Source organism: Streptomyces sp. NPDC003720 (assembly GCF_042875075.1).
In the GTDB taxonomy this organism is placed as follows: Bacteria; Actinomycetota; Actinomycetes; order Streptomycetales; family Streptomycetaceae; genus Streptomyces.
This window is the reverse complement of record NZ_JBIANZ010000009.1, coordinates 311,645-334,405: the sequence shown is the minus strand read 5'-3', so window position 1 is coordinate 334,405 and position 22,761 is coordinate 311,645. Positions and strand designations below refer to the sequence as shown.

Sequence of the window (22,761 nt, the reverse complement as noted above, 5' to 3'; positions counted from 1 at the left end):
CCGGGAACGCGCCGCCGTCCGTCAGTTCCTGCGGCGCCGGGCCACTGTCACCGCGCCGCCGCCGAGCAGCAGCAGGGCCAGGGCGCCGCCGGCGATGTACGGGGTCGAGGAGTCGCCGCCGGTCTCCGCGAGGTCGGCCTGGGCGCCCGGGGCTCCCTGGGGCTTGACCTCGGGGGCGGTGCCGGCGTCGCTCGGGGTCGTGTGCCGGGCGGGCGCGGGGGTCTCGCAGGTGGCCTTGGCGAGGGTGACGGTGCCGTTCACCTCGGCCACGTTCAGCTTCAGCGGGTTCACGGAGACCTTGAGTTCGAGTGCCGTGGCGGCCGCCGTGCGGGACGTCGTCCGGCGCTGGGAGAGGTCGAGGCGGACCTCGCCGACGCCGGGCACCTTCACCTCGGTCGGGCCGCCCGCGGTCAGCGAGACGCGCTTGCCGAGGACCGTGACGGCGCCGAGGACGTTCGCGGAGGCGACCGGCGCCTTCCCGGCGGCGCAGGTCGCCTTGGCGGTGACCGTGCCGACCTCTACGACGGAGAGCAGCGGCAGGCCCGGGACGTGCAGCCGGGCGTGGACGAGGCGGACCGAGCCCTCGGCGAGCCGGCCGTTCGCGGTGGCCGTGGCCGAGGCGGCCTCCGCGCCGAGGACGGTGAACGGCCGGCCGCCGTTCACGCCGTCCAGCCGGGCCGTCAGGGCCGTCCGGTCGGCGCTGCGCGGCGCCTGGACCTCGTTGAGGCTGACCGCGAGCGGGACGTTCACGGTCTTGTTGAGCAGGGACACGTCGAGTCCGGTGCGGAGCACGACGGCGGAGGCGCGACCGTGGCCGGTGGTGGCGTGCGCGGCGCCCACGCCCAGCAGCGCGGGCGCCGCGGCGAGCGCGGTGACCGTCGCCACTGTGGCGAGCCTGCGGGCGGGCATGCGGAAGTCGTTGCTGTTCAAGGCGGTGGGACCCCCAGAGAAAACTTGCTTGGGACCCGTCAACCTTGTACGCACTGTGGGTGAACGGTCAGCGATCCTGCGTTACTTCACTCCATCGTGGAGTTTCAGCACACCTCTTCGAATCACCGTGCACACGCGTTCCCCCGTCTCACCCGGGCCCCGCCGCTCCTCACTCCACGACGCGGCCGTTCAGCACCACCCGGCGCGGGGCCGCCAGCACCCGGACGTCCGCCCGCGGGTCGGCCTCGTACACCACGAGGTCGGCCGGTGCGCCCTCCTCAAGGCCGGGGCGGCCCAGCCAGGCTCGGGCGCTCCAGCTCGCCGCCGCCACCGCCTGGACGGCCGGGATGCCCGCGGTGACCAGTTCCGCGACCTCGGCCGCGACCAGACCGTGGGCCAGCGAGCCGCCGGCGTCGGTGCCGACGTAGACCGGGATGCCGGCGTCGTGGGCGCCGCGCACGGTGTCGTAGCGGCGCTCGTGCAACCGGCGCATATGGGCCGACCAGCGCGGATACCTGCTTTCGCCGCCCGCGGCGAGCCGCGGGAAGGTGGCGATGTTGACGAGGGTCGGGACGATCGCCACGCCCCGTTCGGCGAAGAGCGGGACCAGGTCGTCCGTCAGGCCGGTGGCGTGCTCGACGCAGTCGATGCCGGCCTCGACCAGGTCGCGCAGCGAGCTCTCGGCGAAGCAGTGCGCGGTGACGCGGGCGCCCAGCCGGTGGGCCTCGGCGATGGCGGCCTCGGCCGCCTCCCGGGGCCAGCAGGCGGACAGGTCGCCGAGGTCGCGGTCGATCCAGTCGCCGACCAGCTTCACCCAGCCGTCACCGCGCTCCGCCTCCCGGGCGACGTAGGCGACCAGGTCCTCCGGCTCGACCTCCCACGCGTAGTTGCGGATGTAGCGGCGGGTGCGGGCGATGTGCCGGCCCGCCCGGATGATCTTCGGCAGGTCCTCCCGGTCGTCGATCCAGCGGGTGTCGGAGGGCGAGCCGGCGTCCCGGATCAGCAGGGTGCCGCGTTCCCGGTCGGTCAGCGCCTGCTTCTCCGCGGTGTCGGCGTCCACCGGGCCCTCGGCGCCGAGGCCGACGTGGCAGTGCGCGTCGACCAGGCCGGGCAGCGCCCAGCCCTCGACGGTGGTGACGTCGCGCGCCCCGGCGGGGCGGTCGTAGGACACGCGGCCCCCGACCACCCACAGCTCGTCGCGCACGTCCTCGGGCCCGGCCAGGACCCGCCCCCTCACATGCAGCACCGCGTCATCGCTCATACCCGGCACCTTAGTGAGCCGCCGCGGCGAGCCGCCCCCCGGGCTTGCGGGCCGGGGGGCGCCCGGCGGTCTACTCGCCGCGCTCGCCCACCTGGTCCGAGGTCTCCTCCTCCACCTCGGCCATCGCCGGGTCCAGCAGGCGGGAGAGGAAGTGGCGGGTGCGCTCGTGCCGCGGGGCGCCGATGACCTGGCCGGGGTCGCCCTCCTCGACGATCACCCCGCCGTCCATGAAGACGACGCGGTCGGCGACCTCGCGCGCGAAGGTCATCTCGTGGGTGACGACCATCATGGTCATGCCCTCCTCGGCGAGCCGGCGCATCACCGCGAGGACGTCCCCGACCAGCTCGGGGTCGAGCGCGGACGTCGGCTCGTCGAACAGCATGACCTCGGGGCCCATGGCGAGGGCCCGGGCGATGGCCACCCGCTGCTGCTGGCCGCCGGAGAGGGAGGACGGATAGGCCCGCGCCTTCTCGGCCAGGCCGACCCGGTCCAGGTTCTCCGCGGCGATCCGCGCGGCCGTCGCCTTGTCCCGGCCGAGGACCCGGCGCTGCGGCAGCGTGAGGTTGTCGGTGACGTTCAGGTGCGGGAAGAGGTTGAACTGCTGGAAGACCATGCCGATGCGGCGGCGGACGGCGTCGATGTCGACGTCGGGGTCGGTCAGTTCGGTGCCGCCGACGAAGACCTGGCCCTTGGTGGGCTCCTCGAGCAGGTTGACGCAGCGCAGCAGCGTGGACTTGCCGGAGCCGGAGGGCCCGATGACGCAGACGACCTCGCCCTGGCCGATCTCCAGGTCGATGCCGCGCAGCACGTGGTTGTCGCCGAAGGACTTGTGCAGGTCCTTGACCTGGATCTCCGCGCCGCTCATCGGATCGCCTCCTGGGACCTGGACTCCATGCGCCGGACGACGTAGCCGAGCGGGATGGTCACCAGCAGGTAGCACAGGCCGGCGACCAGGATCGGCGTGGAGTTGGCGGTGGTGCTGGCCAGATCGCGGCCGTACTTGGACAGTTCCCGCTCCTCCAGGGTGACCCCGAGGAACAGCACCAGCGAGGAGTCCTTGAAGAGCAGGACGAGTTCGTTGGTGAGCGGCGGCAGGATGATCCGGAAGGCCTGCGGGACGATGATGGAGACCATGGCCCGGGTGGGCGAGAAGCCCAGTGAACGGGCCGCCTCCATCTGCCCCTTGGGCACCGCCTGGATGCCGGCGCGGATCGTCTCCGCCATGTACGCCGCGGAGACCAGACCCAGCGCGAGGGCGACCTTGCCGTAGGTGCCGCCCGGGATCTCCGTGCCCGGGAAGGCGAGCGGCACGGCCACGCCCACGAAGATGAAGATCAGCAGGGCCGGCAGGCCGCGGAAGATCTCGATGTAGACGCCCGCCACCCAGCGGTAGGGGCCCACGGAGGACAGCCGCATCAACGCGATGACCATGCCGAGCACGAGTCCGACGACGAAGCCGGACAGCGTGTAGAGCACGGTGTTCTTCAGCGCCAGCGTGATGACCTCGGGGAACATCTGCTTGGCGATGCTGCCCTGGGCGAACTGGTTCTTCAGCCGGCCCCAGTCCGCCGCGACCGCGAACGCGATCACGGCGGCGGCGAACACGGCGTACTGCACGGCCCGGGACAGGCTGCGGCGCTGCCGCCGGGTCAGGCCCTTCTTCTTCGGCTGGAGTCGTACGCCGGTGTCGCTCATGAGGCCGAGGGAGAGGCGGCGGAGGCGTCGTACGGGCCGATCCACTTCTCGTACAGCTTCTTGTACGTGCCGTCGGCCTTGGCGTCGGCGATCGCCTTGTTCAGGGCCTCGCGCAGCTTGGTGTTGCCCTTCTTGACGGTGAAGCCGTACTGCTCACCGGTCTTGAGGTTGCCGACGACCTTGAACTTGTCGGCGTTGGCCTTGTCCTTCAGCCAGCCCTGGACCACCGGGTAGTCGATGACGACGGCCTGGACCTGGCCGGTGCGCAGGCCGTTGAGGACCGCGTCGGAGGACTCGAAGGAGATCGGGTCGTAGCCCTTGCCCTTCACGTAGTCCTCACCGGTCGTCTGCGCCTGGGCGCCGAGCTTCTTGCCCTTGGCCTTGACGTCCTCGAGCGAGTTGATCCCGCTGTTCCTGTCCACGAGGACCGCCTGGGTGGCCTCGAAGTACGGGTCGGAGAAGTCGACGTTCTTCTTGCGCTCGGCGGTGATGGTCATCCCGGCCGCGGCCAGGTCGCACTGCCCGGAGTTGAGGAAGGCGCCGGTCTTGAAGTTCTCGAACGGCGTGTCCAGGATCTGCTGCTTCACGCCGAGGTTCTTGGCGGCGAGGTCGACGAGGGAGACGTCGAAGCCCTGCACCTTGCCGTTCACCTCCGACTGGAACGGCGGGTACGGCAGGTGGGTGCAGGTGGTGAGCTGCCCGGCCTTGACGAGGTGGACCCCCTTGACCGTGGCGCCCTTCCCCCCGTCGCCCGAGGAGCAGCCGGCCACGAGCACGAGCCCGGCCGTGGCGGTGGTGGCGGCCAGAAGACGGGTCCGGCGCCGGAGGAGCGTGTTCATGGAGATCTCCAGTGGGGGGAATCGTGGGTTCCGATTATAAGGAGATGTTTGGGTCTCTCAAATCAAACCGATGGCCGAGGGGCCGTCCGGCCTGAGAACTCGCCGGTCGCGGGGCGGCGGAGGGCGAGCGTTACCCTCGTTCCCGTCGGCTTCCGGCCGGCCTCGTGGACCCTCGTGAGCGAAGAGAGCAGCGCCGTGACCCACCCCCTCCTCGATCTGCCCCCGCTGAGCGCCGAGCGGTTCGCCGCCATCGAGGACCGGGTGGCCCGGCTGCTGGACACCCGGCAGGACGTGGTGATCACCCAGGGCGAGGCGCTGCTGCCGCTGGAGGGCGCGATCCGCGCCGCGGCCGGACCCGGCACGACGGCGCTGAACGTGATCACGGGCCCGTACGGGCAGACCTTCGGGGACTGGCTGCGGGACTGCGGGGCCACGGTGCACGACGTCGAGGTCCCCTTCCACACCGCGGTGACGGCCGAGCGGATCCGGGAGGCGTTCGCCGAGCACCCGGAGATCGACTTCGTGTCGCTGGTCCACGCGGAGGCGGCGACGGGCAACACCAACCCGGTCGCGGAGATCGGCGAGGCGGTGCGCGAGCACGGCGCGCTGTTCTACCTGGACGCGGTCGCCTCGGTCGGCGCGGAGCCGGTGCTGCCGGACGCGTGGGGCGTCGACCTGTGCGTGATCGGGGCCCAGAAGGCGATGGGCGGGCCGGCCGGGGTGTCGGCGATCTCGGTGAGCGAGCGGGCGTGGGCCCGTATGGCGGCCAACCCGGGCGCCCCGCGCCGCTCCTACCTCTCGCTGCTGGACTGGAAGGACCGCTGGATCGACGGCGGCCGCAAGGCGCTGCTGCACGCTCCCGCCCAGCTGGAGATGCTGGCCCTTGAGGCGTGCCTGGAGCGGATCGAGTCGGCGGGCCTGGACGCGGTGATGGCGCGGCACGCCGCGGCCGCGCGGGCCACCCGGGCGGGGGCGTCGGCGCTGGGCGGCGGCCTGGAGCCGTACGTGCGCGAGGCGAAGGACGCGGCGCCGGTCGCCACCACCCTGCGGGCGCCCGCCGGGACGGTGGCGTCGGAGCTGGTGGCGAGCGCGCTGGGGAGCGACGCGGGGCTGCCGCTGGCCGCCGGCGGCGGCGCCCTGGCCAAGGAGATGATCCGGGTGAACCACTACGGACCGGACGCGACGCCGGACACCGTGCACGCCTGTCTGGCGGCCCTGGGCGCGGCGCTCGCCGGGCGGGGGCTGACGGTGGACGTGGCGGCGGCCCGCCGGGCGGCCGACGAAGCCTGGCGGTGACCACAGAGGTACGCGAAACGACGGCCCGCACGCACCGTGCGGGCCGTTTTCATTGCCCGAATGGGAATTCAAATCACTTTCACAATTTCCGCGAATTCACCTGTCGATAGCTTCCCGTCTTCTTCTGCCCGGTTTTTGCGAAGCTAAACGAGCTGGTTTTCCGGCGGGTTTCATGTATGTGACACACTCCACAAGCGAGCCCTTTTGTCATGATTTGACATGGGTCAAAGCCGACATTCAGTCATGCTGGACACGTGTCACGGCAACCCTGGCCGTGCATTCTGCAATTTGTCTCGCTAAATTCTTTCCGCATGACTGCCGCACCAGCAGACCTGCTGATCGACCGACCGGCGGTGACCGACGGAGCCTCGCTCTGGCGGCTCGCCAAGGAATCCAAAACCCTCGACCTGAACTCCTCGTACAGCTATCTGCTGTGGTGCCGGGACTTCGCGGCCACCTCGGCGCTGGCCCGCGACGCGGACGGCGAGCCCGTCGGTTTCGTCACCGGGTACGTGCGGCCGGACGACCCCCGCACCCTGCTCGTCTGGCAGGTGGCCGTGGACCCCGCCTACCGCGGCCACGGCATAGCCGCCGCGCTGCTCGACGGGCTGACCGCCCGGCTCGCCGAAGAGCGCGCGATCACCGGCATCGAGACCACCATCACCCCGGGGAACACCGCCTCCGAGCGGCTGTTCACCTCGTTCGCGGCCCGCCACGGCGCGGACGTGACCCGCGAGGTGCTGTTCCAGGCCGACCTCTTCCCGGACGGCCCGCACGACCCCGAAGTCCTGTACCGCATCGGCCCTCTGGCCCCCACCACCGCGCACTGAGGAGCGATTCACCGTGACGATCACCCAGCCCGACCTGAGCGTCTTCGAGACCCTCGAGTCCGAGGTTCGCAGCTACTGCCGCGGCTGGCCCACCGTGTTCGACCGTGCGCAGGGCAGCCGGATGTACGACGAGGACGGCCACGCGTACCTCGACTTCTTCGCCGGGGCCGGCTCACTGAACTACGGCCACAACAACCCGGTGCTCAAACGGGCGCTCATCGACTACCTGTCCCGGGACGGCGTCACCCACGGCCTGGACATGTCGACCACCGCCAAGCGGAGCTTCCTGCAGACCTTCCAGAACCTGGTGCTGCGCCCGCGCGACCTCCCCTACAAGGTCATGTTCCCGGGCCCGACGGGCACCAACGCCGTGGAGTCGGCGCTGAAGCTCGCCCGCAAGGTGAAGGGCCGGGAGGCGATCGTGTCCTTCACGAACGCCTTCCACGGCATGTCCCTGGGGTCGCTCGCCGTCACCGGCAACGCCTTCAAGCGGGCCGGCGCGGGCATCCCGCTGGTGCACGGCACCCCCATGCCGTTCGACAACTACTTCGACGGCCAGGTCCCCGACTTCCTGTGGTTCGAGCGGCTGCTGGAGGACCAGGGGTCCGGCCTCAACAAGCCGGCCGCCGTGATCGTGGAGACGGTGCAGGGCGAGGGCGGCATCAACGTGGCGCGCCCGGAGTGGCTGCGCGCGCTGGCCGAGCTCTGCGAGCGCCAGGACATGCTGCTCATCGTCGACGACATCCAGATGGGCTGCGGCCGCACGGGCGCCTTCTTCTCCTTCGAGGAGGCGGGGGTCACGCCCGACATCGTCACCGTGTCGAAGTCGATCAGCGGCTACGGCCTGCCGATGTCGCTGTGCCTGTTCAAGCCCGAGCTGGACGTCTGGGAGCCGGGCGAGCACAACGGCACCTTCCGCGGCAACAACCCGGCGTTCGTCACCGCCACCGCGGCCCTCGAGACGTACTGGACCGACGGCTCCGCCATGGAGAAGCAGACCCGCACCCGGGGCGAGCAGGTCGAGCAGGCGCTGATCTCCATCACCGAGGAGAACCTCGCCGACGTGAAGGAGTACCGCGGCCGCGGCCTGGTGTGGGGCCTTGAGTTCCGCGACAAGGACCGCGCCTCGCGGGTCGCCCGGCGCGCCTTCGAACTGGGCCTGCTCATCGAGACGTCGGGCCCGGAGGGCGAGGTCGTCAAGCTCCTGCCCGCGCTCACCATCACCCCCGAGGAACTGGACGAGGGTCTCAGCATCCTCTCCCGCTCGGTCCGCGAGACCGTCTGACCCCGCTTCCGTACGGCCCGCCGGCCGCACGCACAGCACACCGTACGACCAGGAGGAAGTTCAGCACCGTGATCGTCCGATCGTTCAAGGATCTCGAAGGCACCGACCGGCACATCAAGTCCGCGTCCGGCACGTGGGAGAGCAAGCGCATCGTCCTCGCCAAGGAGCGGGTCGGCTTCTCCGTGCACGAGACCATCCTGTACGCGGGGACCGAGACGAACATGTGGTACGCCAACCACATCGAGGCCGTCGTCTGCACCCGGGGCGAGGCCGAGCTCACCGACCGCGAGACCGGCGAGGTGTACACCATCACCCCCGGCACCATGTACCTCCTGAACGGGCACGAGCGGCACACGCTCCGCGTCAAGGAGGACTTCCACTGCATCTGCGTGTTCAACCCGCCCGTGACCGGACGGGAGGACCACGACGAGAACGGCGTCTACCCGCTGCTCACCGAGCCCGAGGAGGTGTGACACCCATGACCGCTGTCACCGACCTGTACCCCAGCCGCGGCACCAGCGAGGTGGCCGTGCCCCGTCAGGACCCGGTGGTCTGGGGCTCCCCGGACACGCCCGGCCCGATCCCGACGGCCGATCTGCAGGCGTACGAGCGTGACGGCTTCCTCGCCGTCGACCAGCTGATCACCCCGGACGAGGTCGAGGTCTACCGCGGCGAGCTGGACCGGCTGGTCGCCGACCCGGCGATCCGGGCCGACGAGCGCTCGATCGTCGAGCCGAAGACCAAGGAGATCCGCTCGGTCTTCGAGGTGCACCGGATCAGCGAGGTGTTCGCGAGGCTGGTGCGCGACGAGCGGGTGGTCGGCCGGGCCCGGCAGATCCTCGGTTCGGACGTGTACGTCCACCAGTCGCGGATCAACGTCAAGCCGGGCTTCGGCGCGAGCGGCTTCTACTGGCACTCGGACTTCGAGACCTGGCACGCCGAGGACGGCCTGCCGAACATGCGCACGGTGTCCGTCTCGATCGCGCTGACCGAGAACTACGACACCAACGGCGGGCTCATGATCATGCCGGGCTCGCACCGCACGTTCCTGGGCTGCGCGGGGGCCACGCCCGAGGACAACTACAAGAAGTCGCTGCAGATGCAGGACGCGGGCACCCCGTCCGACGAGGCGCTGACGAAGCTGGCCGGCGAGCACGGCATCCGGCTGTTCACCGGCAAGGCCGGCTCGGCGACCTGGTTCGACTGCAACTGCATGCACGGTTCCGGCGACAACATCACGCCGTTCCCGCGCAGCAACGTCTTCATCGTCTTCAACAGCGTGGAGAACAAGGCGGTGGAGCCGTTCGCGGCACCGGTGCGCAGGCCCGAGTTCATCGGGGCCAGGGACTTCACGCCCGTCCGGTGAGCCGCCTCCGGCCGGGGGTCCGGGGGTCGCCCCCCGGAGAACACAGCATCGGGGCCAGGGACTTCACGCCCGTCCGGTGAGCCGCCTCCGGCCGGGGGTCCGGGGGTCGCCCCCCGGAGAACACAGCATCGGGGCCAGGGACTTCACGCCCGTCCGGTGAGCCGCCTCCGGCCGGGGGTCCGGGGGTCGCCCCCCGGAGAACACAGCATCGGGGCGCGGGACTTCACTCGGTGAAGTAGACCGGGCCGCGCTCCTCGACCACCGGGCCGGGGCCTCCTCGTGTGGGACGGGAGGCCCCGGCCCGGTCGTGCCGTCAGCGGGACAGCGCGTCCAGCAGGCGGTCCACGTCCGCCGGCGTGTTGTAGAGGTGGAAGGCCGCGCGCAGATTGCCCGCGCGGTCGGACACCACGATGCCCGACTCGCCCAGCCCGGGCTGGCGGTCGCCGAGTCCGGGCACCGAGACGATGGCCGAGCCGGGCGCGGGCACCGGTTCGTGGCCGAGGCGGGCGAGCCCGGCCCGGAACCGGTCGGCGAGCCCCACGGCGTGCGCGTGCAGGGCGGGCAGCCCGGCCTCCTCGATCAGCTCGAGTGAGCGGCGCAGCCCGGCGTAGGTGAACAGGGCGTGGCTGAGGTCGAACTGCCGGGCGGAGTGCGCCAGTTCCTGGACCGGTCCGTAGCAGCTGTCCCACGGCCGCTCCCCCGCGACCCAGCCCGCCAGCACCGGGCTCAGTCCGCCGAAGTCCTCCGGGACCACCAGGAACGCCGCGCCGTGCGGGCCGAGGAGCCACTTGAAGGAGACCGCGGCGCTGAAGTCGAAGGCGTCCGCCTCCATGGGGAGCCAGCCGGCGGACTGGGAGCAGTCCACGTAGGTGCGCGCGCCGTGCTCGCGGGCGGCCTCGCGCACGGCGGCCAGGTCGGCGATCCGCCCGTCGGCGGACTGGACGGAGCTGAGCGCGACGAGCGCGGTGCCCGGGCGGACGGACTCGGCGACCCGCTCCAGCGGGACGGCGCGGACCTTGAGGTCGCCGCGGACGTGGAAGGGGTTCACCACGGAGGTGAAGTCGTCCTCGACGGTGAGGACTTCGGCGCCGGCGGGGAGCGAGGCGGCGATCACGCCGGTGTGCGCGGCGACCGAGGCGCCGGCCGCGACGCGGGTGGCCGGTACGCCGGCGAGCCGGGCGTAGGCGGCCCGGCAGGCCTCGACGTCGTCGTAGAGCGGCAGCAGCGGCCGGCCCTCGGCCCGCAGCAGCGCCGCCTGGTGCAGGGCGGTGACGGTACGGGCGGGCAGCAGGCCGTTGCTCGCGGTGTTGAGGTAGCTGGTCGTGGGGGCGAACTCGGCGCGGACGAGGCTCTCGAACGTCTCCGTGGTCTCCATGGGACCACTCTGCGGCCCGATGAAGTCACAGTCCATTGCGGATTTTTGCGTGGATCCTCTCAGAGATCGTTATACGTCCGCGCCGACCTGCGGTTTCTCAGGGCTGGGGTACCGCGCACCCGTCCGGGCCACAGACCTCGGCGCCGTCCTGGCCGACCGGCTTCAGCGGGGAGCGCTCGCCCCAGGCCTGGGTCAGCGCCTGCGTGAAGACCTCGGCGGGCTGGGCGCCGGAGACGCCGTACTTCCGGTCGAGGACGAAGAAGGGCACGCCGGTGGCGCCGAGCTCGGCGGCCTCGCGCTCGTCGGCGCGGACCTCGTCGGCGTAGGCGTCCGGGTCGGCGAGCACCTTCCGGGCGGCCTCGGTGTCCAGCCCGGCCTCGCCGGCCAGCTCCACCAGCCGCTCGTCGCCCTCGGTGTACACGGACCGCTCCTCGGCGAAGTTGGCCCGGTAGAGGATCTGCAGCAGCTCGTCCTGGCTTCCCCGGGTCTTGGCGAAGTGCAGCAGGCGGTGCATGTCGAAGGTGCTGCCGTGGTCGCGGTCGCGGGCGCGGTAGTCCAGGCCCTCGGCGGCGGCCTGGGCGCCGAGGTTGTCCTCGCCGGCCTGGGCCTGCGCCTCGCTCATGCCGTACTTCCGGGTGAGCATGGTGAGCACCGGCTGGACGTCGCCCTTGGCGCGGCCGGGGTCCAGCTCGAAGGAGCGGTGCACCACCTCGACGTCGTCGCGGTGCGGGAAGGCCGCGAGCGCCTTCTCGAAGCGGGCCTTTCCGACGTAGCACCAGGGACAGGCGATGTCGCTCCAGATTTCGACGCGCATGCTCTCGGCTCTTCTCCTGCTCGTACGGCGGCGGAGGCGGTCCCCGCGCACGTACGTGAACGTTCAAGCAGCGGGTTTCATTCCCCGGGGACCGCGAACACCAGGTTGAGGTGCAGATGGCCGTCGTCGGGGCACTCCGGGTCCGCGACCCAGCCCTGGCGGGCGTAGAAGGCCTGGGCGCGGAGGTTGTCGACGTGCACCTCGAGCCGGGCCGTCCGGGTTCCGTCGGCCCGCCACTGCTCCACGCAGGCGGCGTGCAGGGCGGTGCCGACGCCCTCGCGCCAGTGACCGGGGTCCACGTGGAACTGGAACAGTTTCACCGTGCCGGCCGGTGCGCCCTCCGGCGGGCGGAAGGAGGCCAGGCCCACCAGGCGGGCGTCGCGCACCGCGCACAGCACCTGGCCGTCGGGCCGTTCGATGGCCTGCCGCCACCGTTCGGTCCAGTCGGTGTCCGGGTCCGGCAGGCCGTCCGGGTAGTACGTGGACCGGGCCCGCACCATCACGTCGGCGACGGCCTCGGCCTCGGCGGGCAGGGCGGTCCTGATCATCAGGGACCGGGGGATCCGGTGCGCGTCGATCATGCGGTGGTAGACGTGCCGGGGCGCGCCGCGGTTCCGCGCGGCGCGCCCCGGCCGCCCCGCTCAGCTGCCGTCGCGCAGGTCGTCCGGCCAGCCGGCCCGGAACTCGAGGTGGTCGAAGGTCACCACGCAGCCCTCCCCCAGCGGCGACTGGGTCATGAAGCCGACCAGCGCCGCGCCGGACTCCTTCTCCTCGCCCAGGGTGAAGAGCCGGACGAAGGTCCAGTGCCCGCCGTCCCGGGAGGCGTGGAAGGCGAAGGCGCGGCCGGTGCGGCTGACCCGCAGCCACACCGAGCTCCCGTCGACGGTGAAGGAGTTGGCGTCGTCGGAGTGCCCCCGGGTGACCACCGTGCAGACGGTGGGCACGTCCGGGGAGTACTCGAGACAGAGCTTGGCCCAGGCCCGGTCGCCGACGTGGACGTACAGGACCCCGGCGTCGAAGGAGGCGCCGAACCCGACGGTGGCCCTGGCTATGAGCTGGAAGTCGCCCTCGGGCGCCCCGAGCAGCCGGGGCGCGTCGGCGGCCGGGTCGAGGGCGTCGCCGGTGGGCGGCACGAACCGGTCCTGCCGGGGTCCGGCCCAGCCGGTGAGCACGCCCCCCTCGTAGGACCAGTTGCCGCCGGGCCCGTAGGTCCGCAGGGGAAAGGGCAGTTCGGGGAGTTCTACGTCCATCGCGCGAGTGTCCCAGGTTCCTCGTCCGGCGTCCCTGTGCCGCGGTCAGCGCTCCAGCCGGCCGTTGAACCGGCGGGGCAGCCCGAGCGGGTTGTCGTCGCGCAGCTCGCGGGGCAGCAGGGCCTCGGGCGCGTTCTGGTAGGCGACCGGCCGCAGCCACCGCTCCAGGGCGGTGCCGCCCACGGAGGTGGAGGTGGAGGTGGTCGCGGGGTACGGGCCGCCGTGGTGCTGGGCCGGCGCCACCGCCACCCCGGTCGGCCACGCGTCCACCAGCACGCGCCCGGCCAGCGGGGTCAGCTCGGCCAGGATCTCCGTGCCCCGGCCCTCGCCCGCGGCCTCCCCGGCCGACAGGTGGACCGTGGCCGTGAGGTTGCCCGGCAGCCGCGACAGCACGGCGGTGGCCTCGCCGTCGTCGGCGTAGCGGACCACCACGGTCACCGGCCCGAAGCACTCCTCCAGCAGCAGGTCGTACGCGCCCTCGGCGGTCAGACCGCTCGCCGGGACCGTCAGGAAGCCCGGGCTCACCGTGTGCTCGTCGCCCGCGCCCGGCGTGACCGGCGCCTCCACTCCCGGCAGCTGGGCGCGCTCGGCCACACCCGCGATGAAGTTGTCCCGCATCCGGTGGTCGAGCAGCACCCCGGCGGCGGTGTCGCCGACGGCGTCGGCCAGGGACTTCAGCAGCCGGTCGCCGGCGTCGCCGGACGGCACGAGCACCAGGCCGGGCTTGACGCAGAACTGGCCGACGCCGAGGGTCATGGAGCCGGCGAGACCGGAGCCGATCGCCTCGGCCCGCTCGGCCGCCGCCTCCTCGGTGACCAGGACCGGGTTCAGCGAGCCCAGCTCACCGTGGAAGGGGATCGGCACCGGACGCGCGGCCGCCGCGTCGAACAGGGCGCGTCCGCCGCGCACCGAACCGGTGAAGCCCGCGGCGGCGACCAGCGGGTGCTTGATCAGCTCGACGCCGGCCTCGAAGCCGTGCACGAGGCCCACGACCCCCTCGGGGATGCCGTGTTCGGCGGCGGCCCGGCGCAGCACCCCGGCGACCTGCTCGGACAGGGCCGGGTGGTCGGGGTGGGACTTGACGACCACCGGGCAGCCCGCGGCCAGGGCGCTCGCGGTGTCGCCGCCGGCAACGGAGAAGGCGAAGGGGAAGTTGGAGGCGGAGTAGACGGCCACCACGCCCAGCGGCACCTTGTACCGGCGCAGGTCCGGGACCGGCGGAGTGGCGGTGTCGTCGGGGTGGTTGATGATCACGTCGAGGAAGGCGCCCTCGTCGACGATGTCGGCGAAGGCCCGCAACTGGTACACCGTGCGCGCGAGTTCCCCGGTGAGGCGGACCGGGCCGAGGGCGGTCTCCGCGTCGGCGGTCGCGATCAGGCCGTCCGCGGCCGCGTCCAGGCCGGCGGCGGCCGAGCGCAGGAAGGCCGAGCGCACGGTGCGGTCGGCGAGGGCGCCGCGCGCGGCGCGCGCCGCCCGGACGGCGGCGTCCACCTCCTGGGCCGTCGCCTCCACCGCGACCTGTTCACGCTGCTTCCCGGTGCGCGGGTCGACACTCCAGACTGGTGCTGCTGCCACCGCGGATCCCTCCAGATAAGGCCGCATTCGCTGGGTAACCATCAGCCGCGTTCGATATACTGAACGCTGTCTCTGATGATGAATTTGCTGCTCGGAGACTATTTCCCGTCGAACGAAGGGGTCAAGGGCGATGTCGGCAGGCGAGACGGGCGGGGCCCAGGTCAAGTCCGCGGTGCGGACCGTTGAATTGCTCGAGTACTTCGCCGGCAAGCCCGGCATGCACTCCCTCGCGGCCGTGCAGGAGGCCGTGGGGTACCCCAAGTCCAGCCTGTACATGCTGCTGCGCACGCTCGTGGAGCTGGGCTGGGTGGAGACGGACGCCACGGGGACGCGGTACGGCATCGGGGTGCGGGCGCTGCTGGTCGGCACGTCCTACATCGACGGCGACGAGGTGGTGGCGGCCGCCCGGCCGACCCTGGACCGCCTCTCCGACGACACCACGGAGACCATCCACCTGGCCCGGCTCGACGGCACCAACGTGGTGTACCTGGCCACCCGGCAGTCGCAGCACTACCTGCGCCCGTTCACCCGGGTCGGCCGGCGGCTGCCCGCCCACTCCACCTCCCTCGGCAAGGCGCTGCTCGCCACCCACACCGACGAGCAGGTGCGCAAGCTGCTCCCGGAGACCCTGCCCGCGCTCACCGAGCACACCATCACCGACCGCGAGAAGCTGATCGGGGAGCTGCACCAGATCCGCGAGCAGGGCTTCGCCGTCGACCGCGAGGAGAACACGCTGGGGCTGCGCTGCTTCGGCGTGGCCGTCCCGTACCGCACCCCCGCCCGGGACGCCATCAGCTGCTCGGTGCCGGTGGCCCGGCTGACCCCCGCCCACGAGCAGATGATCAAGGACGCGCTGTTCGACGCGCGGGACCGGCTGACGCTGGCGACCCGGCGGCTGTAGTCCGGCGCGGCGGGCCGGCTCTCCCCCGTGCGGCGGAGCGGGATCGTCGTCGGGCAGGAGGCGCGACGGCGGTGCGGTACGGGAGAGTTGGGCCATGCCGACCTCGTCCTCCCCCGCTCCGTCCCCGCCGGTGCGGGCGGCGGCGTTCCTGTTCGGCGGGCGGGCGCGGCGGCGCTGGATCCATCTGGTCCTGGGCGGGGCGCTCGCCATGCCGTACGTCCTCGCCGGCTCGGTGGCCGTCGCGGTGTTCACCGGGGTGAACGACGTCTTCGCGTCCCTGCCCGCGCAACTGGGCTCGTTCGCCGTCGGGCTGCCGATCGCCGCCGCCACCTCGCTCTTCCCGCTGACCCGCCCACTGGAGTCGGCGGCGGTGCGCGCGCTGTGCGGGGTGGACGCGGGCCTCCTCGCCGACGGTCCGGCCCGCACGCGGGCGGAACGGACGCGTACGGCAGCCTGGTTCACGCTGCACCTGGGGCTCGGCGGGATCGTCTCCGGGATGTCGCTGGCCGTGCCGCCGTTCGCCGCCGCCCTCGTGGTGCTGCCCCTGGTGGTCCCGCTGCGGGGCGGCTCCCTGGAACTGCCCGGAGTCCTCGACCACACGTGGGCGCTGGCGCTGTGCCCGCCGGCCGGTCTCGCCATGCTGGCCGCCCTCGCCGCCTGCGCCGCCGGCGGCGGAGCGCTGCTCGCCCGCTGCGCGCCCGCCCTGCTCGGTCCCACGCCCGAGGACCGGCTCGCCGCGGCCGAGGCCCGCGCCGCCGACCTCGCCGTGCGCAACCGGCTCGCGCGCGAGCTGCACGACTCGGTGGGACACGCGCTGAGCGCCGTCACCCTGCAGGCGGGCGCGGCCCGCCGGGTCCTGGACAGCGACGTGGAGTTCGTCCGCGAGGCGCTGGCCGCCATCGAGGAGACCACCCGACGCACGGTCGGCGAACTCGACGCGGTGCTCGGGGTGCTGCGGGACGGCGACGCTCCCGGCACCGCGCCCGCGCCGACCCTCGCCGGTGACCTGGACGGGCTGCTGCGCCGGACCCGGGCGGCCGGACTGCGGGTGACGGCCACCGTCGGCACCGACCCCGCCGCCCTGCCCCCGCTGGTCTCCCGAGAGGCGTACCGGATCGTGCAGGAGGGCCTGAGCAACGCCCTGCGGCACTCCGGCGAACCGGTCACGCTCCGCGTCGCCACCGCGGACGGCCGGCTGGAGATCACCATGGAGAACCCGCTCGGCGCCGGTCCGGCGGCCCGCCCCGGCGGCGGCCACGGGCTGCGCGGCGTCGCCGACCGGGTGCGGCTGCTGGGCGGCACGGCGCGGGCCGGGGCGGCCGGGGGCGCCTGGCGGCTGCACGTCCGGCTGCCTGTCCGCGAACACGCGGGCGCACCGCTGACCGAGGAGACGAGGGGACCGTCATGACCCAGCCCGCCATCCGGGTCGTCCTCGCCGACGACGAGCGCATGGTGCGCACCGCGCTGCGCGCCATCCTCTCCGCCGAGGCCGGCATCGAGGTGGTGGGCGAGGCGGCGACCGGCGCCGAGGCCGTGTCCGTCGTCCGGGAGCTGCGCCCCGACGTGGTCCTCATGGACGTCCGCATGCCGCAGACCGACGGCATCCGGGCCACCGAGCAGATCCTCGCCGGCCTCGACGGGCCGCCCCGGATCCTGGTCGTGACCACCTTCGAGAACGACTCCTACGTGTACGAGGCGCTGCGCGCGGGGGCCGCCGGGTTCCTGCTGAAGCGGGCCGACGCGGAGACGCTCGTCCAGGCGGTGCGGCTGGTGGCGCGCACCGACAGCCTGCTGTTCCCCGCGGCCGTGCGGGCCCTGGCGGCCGGGCACGCGCGGCGGGCGTCCGCTCCCCCGGCCTGGGTGAGCAGGCTCACGGGACGCGAGAGCGAGACGCTGCGGCTGCTGGCCGCCGGGCTGACCAACGCCGAGCTGGCGCGGCGGCTCGGCGTCGGGCCGGCGACGGTGAAGTCGCACGTCGCGGCGGTGCTGGCGAAGACCGGCGCCCGGGACCGGACCCAGGCGGTGATCGCCGCGTACGAGGCCGGGTTTCTGAACGCGGGATGAGAAATACGGGCGTACGGGAACGATTGCCCCGCCCCGGTCGTCATCACGAGCGGGATGAACAAGACGATCAGGCGGGCGTCCGTCTTCACACTGCTGCTCGTGCTCGCCCTGCTGGTCAGGGCGACCTGGGTGCAGTACTACGACGGCAAGGCCCTCGCGGACGACCAGGCGAACCGGCGGAACGCCATCCAGACGTACGCGCAGCCGCTGGGCAACATCATCGTGGCGGGCAGCCCCGTCACCGGCTCGGCGCGGACGAAGGGCGGCGACCTCGCGTACAAGCGGACCTACAAGGACGGAGAGCTGTACGCGGCGGTGACGGGCTACGCCTCGCAGGCGTACGCCCCGACGCAGTTGGAGGGCATCTACCAGGACCTGCTGAACGGCACGGACAGCAAGCTGAAGACCGTGCTGGACACGGTGACCGGCAAGCGCGCCGACCCCGGCGACGTGCTGACGACGATCGACCCCGCCGTGCAGAAGGCGGCGTACCGGGCGCTCGGCGGCAACAAGGGCGCGGCGGTCGCCCTCGACCCGAAGACCGGGAAGATCCTGGCCGTGGTGTCGACGCCGTCGTACGACCCGACGCGGCTCACCGACGCGAACACCGCCGGGGCCGCCTGGAAGTCGCTCACCACGGACAGGGACAAGCCTCTCGTCAACCGCGCGCTGCGCCAGCCGCTGCCGCCGGGCTCGACGTTCAAGCTGGTCGTGGCCGCCGCCGCGCTGGAGAACGGGCTCTACAAGAACGTGGACGACCCGACCGACAGCCCCGACCCGTACACCCTGAAGGGCACCACCAAGGACCTGGTCAACGAGAACAGGTCGGCTCCCTGCGAGAACGCCTCGATCCGGGTCGCGCTGCGCTACTCCTGCAACAACGTCTTCGGCAAGATGGCCGTCGACCTCGGCCAGGACAAGGTGCGGGCGATGGCGGAGAAGTTCGGCTTCAACGACGAGGAGCAGGACGTCCCGGTGCGGGCGTACCCCAGCGTCTACCCCTCCGGCATGGACGAGGCGCAGACGGCCCTGTCCGGCATCGGCCAGTTCGACGTCACCGCGACCCCGCTGCAGATGGCGATGGTGTCCGCGGTGATGGCGAACGGCGGCAAGCTGGTCTCGCCGCACATGGTGTCGCGGATCACCGACGGCGACGGCGACGTGCTGCGGGACTACGACGACGCGGACGGCGAGCAGGTCGTCGGTTCGGACACCGCCGCCCAGCTGCGCTCGGCGATGGAGACGGTGGTCGAGGACGGCACCGGCACGAACGCGCGGATCGACGGGGTGACGGTCGGCGGCAAGACGGGCACCGCCCAGCACGGCGAGAACAACAGCAAGACGCCGTACGCCTGGTTCACCTCGTACGGCAAGTCCGGCAGCACCGGCAAGGAGGTGGCCGTCGCGGTGATGGTCGAGCAGTCGGACGCGGCCCGCTCGGAGGTCAGCGGCAACGGGCTCGCGGCGCCGGTGGCCAGGGCGATGATGCAGGCGGCGCTCAAGTAGGCGGGCGCCTCAAGCGGAGGGGGCGAGGGGGGCGGTCCGGCGGGACCGCCCCCCTTTCGCCTCACTTGACGCCCAGGACCTGCTCCACCGGGTCGATGGCGAAGTACACCAGGAACAGCGCGGAGACGCCCCACAGCAGCCAGTTGACCTCCCGGGCCTTGCCCAGGACGGTCTTGACGATCACGTAGGAGAGGAAGCCCGCGCCGATGCCGTCGGTGATGGAGTAGGTGAACGGCATCGCGGCGATGGTGAGGAACGCCGGGATGGCGATCTCGTACCGGTCCCAGTCGATGTGCTTGACGTGGGTCATCATCAGGAAGCCCACCGCGATCAGGGCGGGCGCCGCGGCCTGCAGCGGGACGATGGTCAGCAGCGGGGTGAGGAAGAGCGCCAGCCCGAACAGGCCGCCGGTGACAAGGTTGGCGAAGCCGGTGCGGGCGCCCTCCCCGACGCCGGCCGCGGACTCGATGTAGGCGGTGTTGGAGGAGGCGGAGCCGACCCCGCCGGCGACGGCGGCGGCGCCGTCGATGAACAGCACCCGGCCGATGCCGGGCACCTGCCCCCTGTCGTCGAGCAGTCCGGCCTCGGCGCTGATGCCCACGATGGTGCCCATGGCGTCGAAGAAGTCGGACAGGATGAGGGTGAAGACCAGCAGCACGGCGGTGAGCACGCCCGCCTCGGCGAAGCCGCCGAACAGGCTGAAGTGACCGACCAGGCCGAAGTCCGGGGCGGCGACGATCTCGTCCGGGACCTTCGGTGTGGTCAGGCCCCAGCTCTTGATGTCGGCGACCGCGTCGATGGCGATCGCGACCACCGTCATGGTGACGATGCTGATGAGGATCGCGCCCTTCACCTTCCGGGCGAGCAGCGCGATGGTCAGCAGCACGCCCAGACAGAAGACCAGCACCGGCCAGCCGGTCAGCCGGCCGACCGCGCCGAGCTGCACGGGCACGGTGCTGTTCGCGGCGTCCGGGATGCGGCTGACGAAGCCGGCGTCCACGAAGCCGATGAAGGCGATGAACAGGCCGATGCCGACGCCGATGGCCTGCTTGAGCTGCTGCGGGATCGCGTTCATGATCGCTTCGCGCAGTCCGGTGAGCACCAGCAGGCAGATGACGGCGCCTTCGAGGACGACCAGGCCCATGGCGTCCGCCCAGCTCATCAGCGGGGCGAGCTGGAAGGCGACGACCGCGTTGAGGCCGAGGCCCGCGGCGATGGCGAGCGGGAGGTTGCCCCCGACGCCCATCACGATCGTCATCACACAGGCCACCAGGGCGGTCGCGGTGACGAGTTGGCCGGTGTCCAGGGTGTGGCCGAACTTGTCCTTGGCGCTGCCCAGGATGATGGGGTTGAGGACGAGGATGTAGGCCATGGTGAAGAACGTGGCGAAGCCGCCGCGTATCTCCCGGCCGAAAGTGGATCCCCGTTCGGAGATTCGGAAGTACCGGTCGACGCCGTTGCCCGGGGGCGGTGCGGTGCCGCGCCGTTGCTCCGCCTTCTGCGTGTCGGACATGGTCGTACTCCTCGTCGGCTGATCAAGGGTGCGTGGATGCTGGCTGGATTGTTCCCCTGTCGGACCCGTTTCAGGTTTTCCTCGTGTTACGGAATGGGAGCTCGACGACGTGGACGTCACCGCGACGGACGAAGGCCCCGCCGGAGCTGGCCGGCGGGGCCTTCGTCACGAACCGCCACCGGGGCGTACGGCCGTCCGGAACGGATCAGGACACGAAGTACGTCGGGTTGGGCAGCTTGTAGGTGCGGTCGGCGTGGCCGCCGTCCAGGTCCGAGTACTGGTCGCCGAAGTTGGCGATGACGTCGTACCCGAGGTCGTCCTCGATGTGCTCGCGGGTGCCGGACTTGTACTGCACGGTCGTGCAGTTCCAGGTGCCCGGCGTGGCGCAGTCGCTCAGGTAGGCCGGGGGGTTGGCCTTGTCCTTGAGGAACATGTGGCCGGCGTCGAGGTTGACGTCGGCGCCGACCTTCTTCAGGTTCTCCACGGCGCCGGCGCGCTGCGCCTCGCTGAGACCGGAGTTGTAGAAGACCTCCACGCCCTTGGACTCGGCGTAGCGCACCAGCTCCGGGCTGCCGAAGACGGCCGGGCGGTCGGCGCGGTTCACGTAGTCGTTCCACGTGGTGGAGTTGTACGTGTAGTTGTAGCGCTTCTCGTAGTCGAGGCTGAGCAGCAGGGTGTCGTCGATGTCGAAGACGACGGCCGGCTTCTCGCCGTGGTGGTGGGCCTTGCGGGCCGCCTTGTCGATGTAGCTCCGGGCGTCGGCGTCGATGCGCGCCAGGTCCTTGGCGTACGGGCTGACCGGGGACGCCTGGTAGACGCCGGCGCTGTCGGCGGTGGTGCCGTAGTAGGTGTCGATGTCCTTCACCAGGAGCCCGATGTTGTAGGGCTCGTGGGTGGAGTTCGCCGTCGACTGACCGGCGGTGGCCGCGCCGGCGCCGTACAGGGCGCCGCCGGCGAGGGCACAGGCGGCGGTGGCCGCCGCGATCCGCAGTGATTTACGCATGACAGGTTTTCTACGCGCGTCACCAGGGGTAGCGCGAGGACCTTTGCCCGATCGATATCAAGCCATCGGGCGAAAAGGCCCTCGCGTGCCCTCACATGCCCGCCGGACCGGCCGGACGTGCCGTCAGCACTCCTGCCAGGGGGCCCAGTCGCCGAGATGGGCCTCCCGGGTCGCCGACGCCGCCTGCGCGGCGGTCAGTTGCGGCCGGTTCTCGGGGACGGTGACGACGGCGCCGGGGCCGGTGTTCCGGTACTCGGCGAACCGCTGGGCCTGCCAGGGGTGGGAGGCCGACATGTCCGTGTAGGGGGTGACCGCGTCGATGCCGGGGCCGAGCCAGGTGTCGCGGACGGTCAGCATCGGGCGGGCGGTGGTGTCCGAACTGGGCACCCAGGGGCGGGCCAGCTTGTAGTACGCGTCCGGGGCCTCGCTGCTGACCCGGCCGCGGATCACCAGGTGGCCGTGCGGGTCGGCGGCGGCCGTGGAGGGCGCGAAGACGAAACCGTAGGGGGCGGCGGCCAGGTCCGTCCGGTCGAGGGTGCGGAAGTGGCAGTGCTCCCAGACCGCGGTGGCCCGCCCGAAGACGAAGTCGACGTCGCCCTCGACGTGGCAGTGCGCGTAGTACTGGCGGGCGAAGGCGCCGAGGGCCATGGTGTCGGCGTACAGGGTGTCCTGGTGGCCGAGGAAGCGGCAGTGCAGGAAGGCGCCCCGGTCGCCCTGCGCCTTGAGGGCGACGGCCTGGGTGCCGGTGACGTCCGGGTGATCGGCGCGCAGCCAGTCGTTGGCGAAGGTGATCCAGCGGGCGGTGAAGCCGTCGGCCTGCACGGTGGTGGTGGCCGAGCCGGTGGTGCCGTAGGTGCCGCCGCCGGGCTTGGGGGTGCCGGCCGCGTTGTCGTACACGATCACCGTGTCCCGGGGGTCCCCGGAGGCGCCGATCCAGGTCATGCCGGTACGGCCGGCGTCGACGAGGACCGTCTCCCGGTAGGTGCCCGGGGCGATGACCAGGGTGCGGCCGGTGCCGGTGGCCGCGGTGACGGCGGCCTGGACGGAGCTGAAGTCGCCCCGGCCGTGGGGGTCGACGTACAGCGTCCCCGGGGTGCTGCGGCGGGCCGGCGATCCGTGGCGGCCGAACGGGCCGGGCCGGGCGGCGGCCCGGGCGGGCGCGGAGGCGAGGCCGAACGCGGCGGCGGCCGTGGCGCCCGCGACGAGGAGGCCGCGCCTGGACAGGGGTGGGTGGGGCGAGGGCATGGGCGTGTTCCTT

At 72.2% G+C, this 22,761-nt stretch carries 22 protein-coding genes; 9 read left to right on the top strand and 13 right to left on the bottom strand.

What is annotated here, in order from left to right; translation table 11 throughout:
• Positions 1-21: 21 nt before the first annotated feature.
• The 5 genes from ACFYU0_RS25880 to ACFYU0_RS25860 form a co-directional block, all read right to left on the bottom strand.
• Positions 22-930, bottom strand: coding sequence for an SCO1860 family LAETG-anchored protein (locus ACFYU0_RS25880; protein WP_389304457.1), 909 nt, complete (start codon positions 928-930; stop codon positions 22-24).
• A 169-nt stretch (positions 931-1,099) separates the two neighbouring features.
• Positions 1,100-2,191 (bottom strand): amidohydrolase family protein, encoded by a 1,092-nt coding sequence (locus tag ACFYU0_RS25875; protein ID WP_389304455.1) that lies wholly within the window; start codon positions 2,189-2,191, stop codon positions 1,100-1,102.
• A gap of 70 nt (positions 2,192-2,261) precedes the next feature.
• On the bottom strand, positions 2,262-3,056 hold the full coding sequence (locus tag ACFYU0_RS25870; protein WP_351669176.1) for an amino acid ABC transporter ATP-binding protein: 795 nt from the start codon (positions 3,054-3,056) through the stop codon (positions 2,262-2,264).
• Complete coding sequence (locus tag ACFYU0_RS25865; protein WP_351669178.1) at positions 3,053-3,886, bottom strand: amino acid ABC transporter permease; 834 nt, start codon at positions 3,884-3,886, stop codon at positions 3,053-3,055. Before ACFYU0_RS25865 ends, ACFYU0_RS25870 begins: the two co-directional genes overlap by 4 nt.
• Positions 3,883-4,725 (bottom strand): transporter substrate-binding domain-containing protein, encoded by an 843-nt coding sequence (locus tag ACFYU0_RS25860; protein WP_351669180.1) that lies wholly within the window; start codon positions 4,723-4,725, stop codon positions 3,883-3,885. Before ACFYU0_RS25860 ends, ACFYU0_RS25865 begins: the two co-directional genes overlap by 4 nt.
• Positions 4,726-4,920: 195 nt before the next feature.
• Here ACFYU0_RS25860 and ACFYU0_RS25855 point away from each other — a divergent pair, with 195 nt between their 5' ends.
• The 5 genes from ACFYU0_RS25855 to thpD all read left to right on the top strand — a co-directional run bounded on the left by ACFYU0_RS25855 (position 4,921) and on the right by thpD (position 9,502).
• Positions 4,921-6,021, top strand: a complete 1,101-nt coding sequence (locus ACFYU0_RS25855) for an aminotransferase class V-fold PLP-dependent enzyme (RefSeq protein ID WP_351669182.1) — start codon at positions 4,921-4,923, stop codon at positions 6,019-6,021.
• Between the two features lie 311 nt (positions 6,022-6,332).
• Complete coding sequence (gene ectA, locus ACFYU0_RS25850) at positions 6,333-6,851, top strand: diaminobutyrate acetyltransferase (protein WP_389304451.1); 519 nt, start codon at positions 6,333-6,335, stop codon at positions 6,849-6,851.
• A gap of 13 nt (positions 6,852-6,864) precedes the next feature.
• On the top strand, positions 6,865-8,136 hold the full coding sequence (gene ectB / locus ACFYU0_RS25845; protein WP_351669186.1) for a diaminobutyrate--2-oxoglutarate transaminase: 1,272 nt from the start codon (positions 6,865-6,867) through the stop codon (positions 8,134-8,136).
• 68 nt (positions 8,137-8,204) lie between these two features.
• On the top strand, positions 8,205-8,609 hold the full coding sequence (locus ACFYU0_RS25840; protein WP_351669188.1) for an ectoine synthase: 405 nt from the start codon (positions 8,205-8,207) through the stop codon (positions 8,607-8,609).
• A gap of 5 nt (positions 8,610-8,614) precedes the next feature.
• Entirely contained in the window at positions 8,615-9,502 is an 888-nt protein-coding gene (gene thpD, locus ACFYU0_RS25835; RefSeq protein WP_389304448.1) for an ectoine hydroxylase, read from the top strand.
• A gap of 313 nt (positions 9,503-9,815) precedes the next feature.
• On the opposite strand, the gene ACFYU0_RS25830 is transcribed toward thpD, so the two are convergent.
• The 5 genes from ACFYU0_RS25830 to ACFYU0_RS25810 form a co-directional block, all read right to left on the bottom strand.
• Entirely contained in the window at positions 9,816-10,877 is a 1,062-nt protein-coding gene (locus ACFYU0_RS25830; protein ID WP_389304446.1) for an aminotransferase class V-fold PLP-dependent enzyme, read from the bottom strand.
• A 97-nt stretch (positions 10,878-10,974) separates the two neighbouring features.
• Entirely contained in the window at positions 10,975-11,691 is a 717-nt protein-coding gene (locus ACFYU0_RS25825) for a DsbA family oxidoreductase (RefSeq protein WP_389304444.1), read from the bottom strand.
• 77 nt (positions 11,692-11,768) lie between these two features.
• Positions 11,769-12,272 carry a GNAT family N-acetyltransferase gene (locus tag ACFYU0_RS25820; protein WP_389304442.1) on the bottom strand — a complete coding sequence of 168 codons (504 nt, stop codon included), beginning with the start codon at positions 12,270-12,272 and terminating at the stop codon, positions 11,769-11,771.
• 60 nt (positions 12,273-12,332) lie between these two features.
• Complete coding sequence (locus ACFYU0_RS25815; protein ID WP_389304440.1) at positions 12,333-12,941, bottom strand: DUF1349 domain-containing protein; 609 nt, start codon at positions 12,939-12,941, stop codon at positions 12,333-12,335.
• Positions 12,942-12,986: 45 nt separating this feature from the next.
• Entirely contained in the window at positions 12,987-14,516 is a 1,530-nt protein-coding gene (locus ACFYU0_RS25810) for an aldehyde dehydrogenase (NADP(+)) (RefSeq protein ID WP_389304438.1), read from the bottom strand.
• A gap of 130 nt (positions 14,517-14,646) precedes the next feature.
• Between ACFYU0_RS25810 and ACFYU0_RS25805 the strand changes: the two genes are divergently transcribed.
• From ACFYU0_RS25805 to ACFYU0_RS25790, 4 genes are all read left to right on the top strand, one after another.
• On the top strand, positions 14,647-15,417 hold the full coding sequence (locus ACFYU0_RS25805; RefSeq protein WP_351669202.1) for an IclR family transcriptional regulator: 771 nt from the start codon (positions 14,647-14,649) through the stop codon (positions 15,415-15,417).
• Positions 15,418-15,511: 94 nt separating this feature from the next.
• Positions 15,512-16,825: a sensor histidine kinase gene (locus ACFYU0_RS25800; RefSeq protein WP_389304436.1), complete on the top strand. Its 1,314-nt coding sequence runs from the start codon at positions 15,512-15,514 to the stop codon at positions 16,823-16,825.
• Positions 16,822-17,481 carry a response regulator transcription factor gene (locus ACFYU0_RS25795; protein ID WP_351669206.1) on the top strand — a complete coding sequence of 220 codons (660 nt, stop codon included), beginning with the start codon at positions 16,822-16,824 and terminating at the stop codon, positions 17,479-17,481. The genes ACFYU0_RS25800 and ACFYU0_RS25795 overlap by 4 nt, the downstream gene beginning before the upstream one ends.
• Positions 17,482-17,535: 54 nt before the next feature.
• Positions 17,536-18,987 carry a peptidoglycan D,D-transpeptidase FtsI family protein gene (locus tag ACFYU0_RS25790; protein WP_389304433.1) on the top strand — a complete coding sequence of 484 codons (1,452 nt, stop codon included), beginning with the start codon at positions 17,536-17,538 and terminating at the stop codon, positions 18,985-18,987.
• Between the two features lie 61 nt (positions 18,988-19,048).
• Here the strand turns inward: ACFYU0_RS25790 and ACFYU0_RS25785 are convergent, their stop codons facing one another.
• From ACFYU0_RS25785 to ACFYU0_RS25775, 3 genes are all read right to left on the bottom strand, one after another.
• Positions 19,049-20,500: an NCS2 family permease gene (locus tag ACFYU0_RS25785; RefSeq protein WP_389304431.1), complete on the bottom strand. Its 1,452-nt coding sequence runs from the start codon at positions 20,498-20,500 to the stop codon at positions 19,049-19,051.
• Between the two features lie 205 nt (positions 20,501-20,705).
• The gene (locus ACFYU0_RS25780) at positions 20,706-21,503 is read right to left on the bottom strand and encodes an HAD family acid phosphatase (RefSeq protein ID WP_389304429.1); all 798 of its coding nucleotides are present in this window, start codon (positions 21,501-21,503) and stop codon (positions 20,706-20,708) included.
• Positions 21,504-21,626: 123 nt separating this feature from the next.
• On the bottom strand, positions 21,627-22,748 hold the full coding sequence (locus ACFYU0_RS25775) for a pectinesterase family protein (protein WP_351669214.1): 1,122 nt from the start codon (positions 22,746-22,748) through the stop codon (positions 21,627-21,629).
• Between the last annotated feature and the right edge of the window lie 13 nt (positions 22,749-22,761).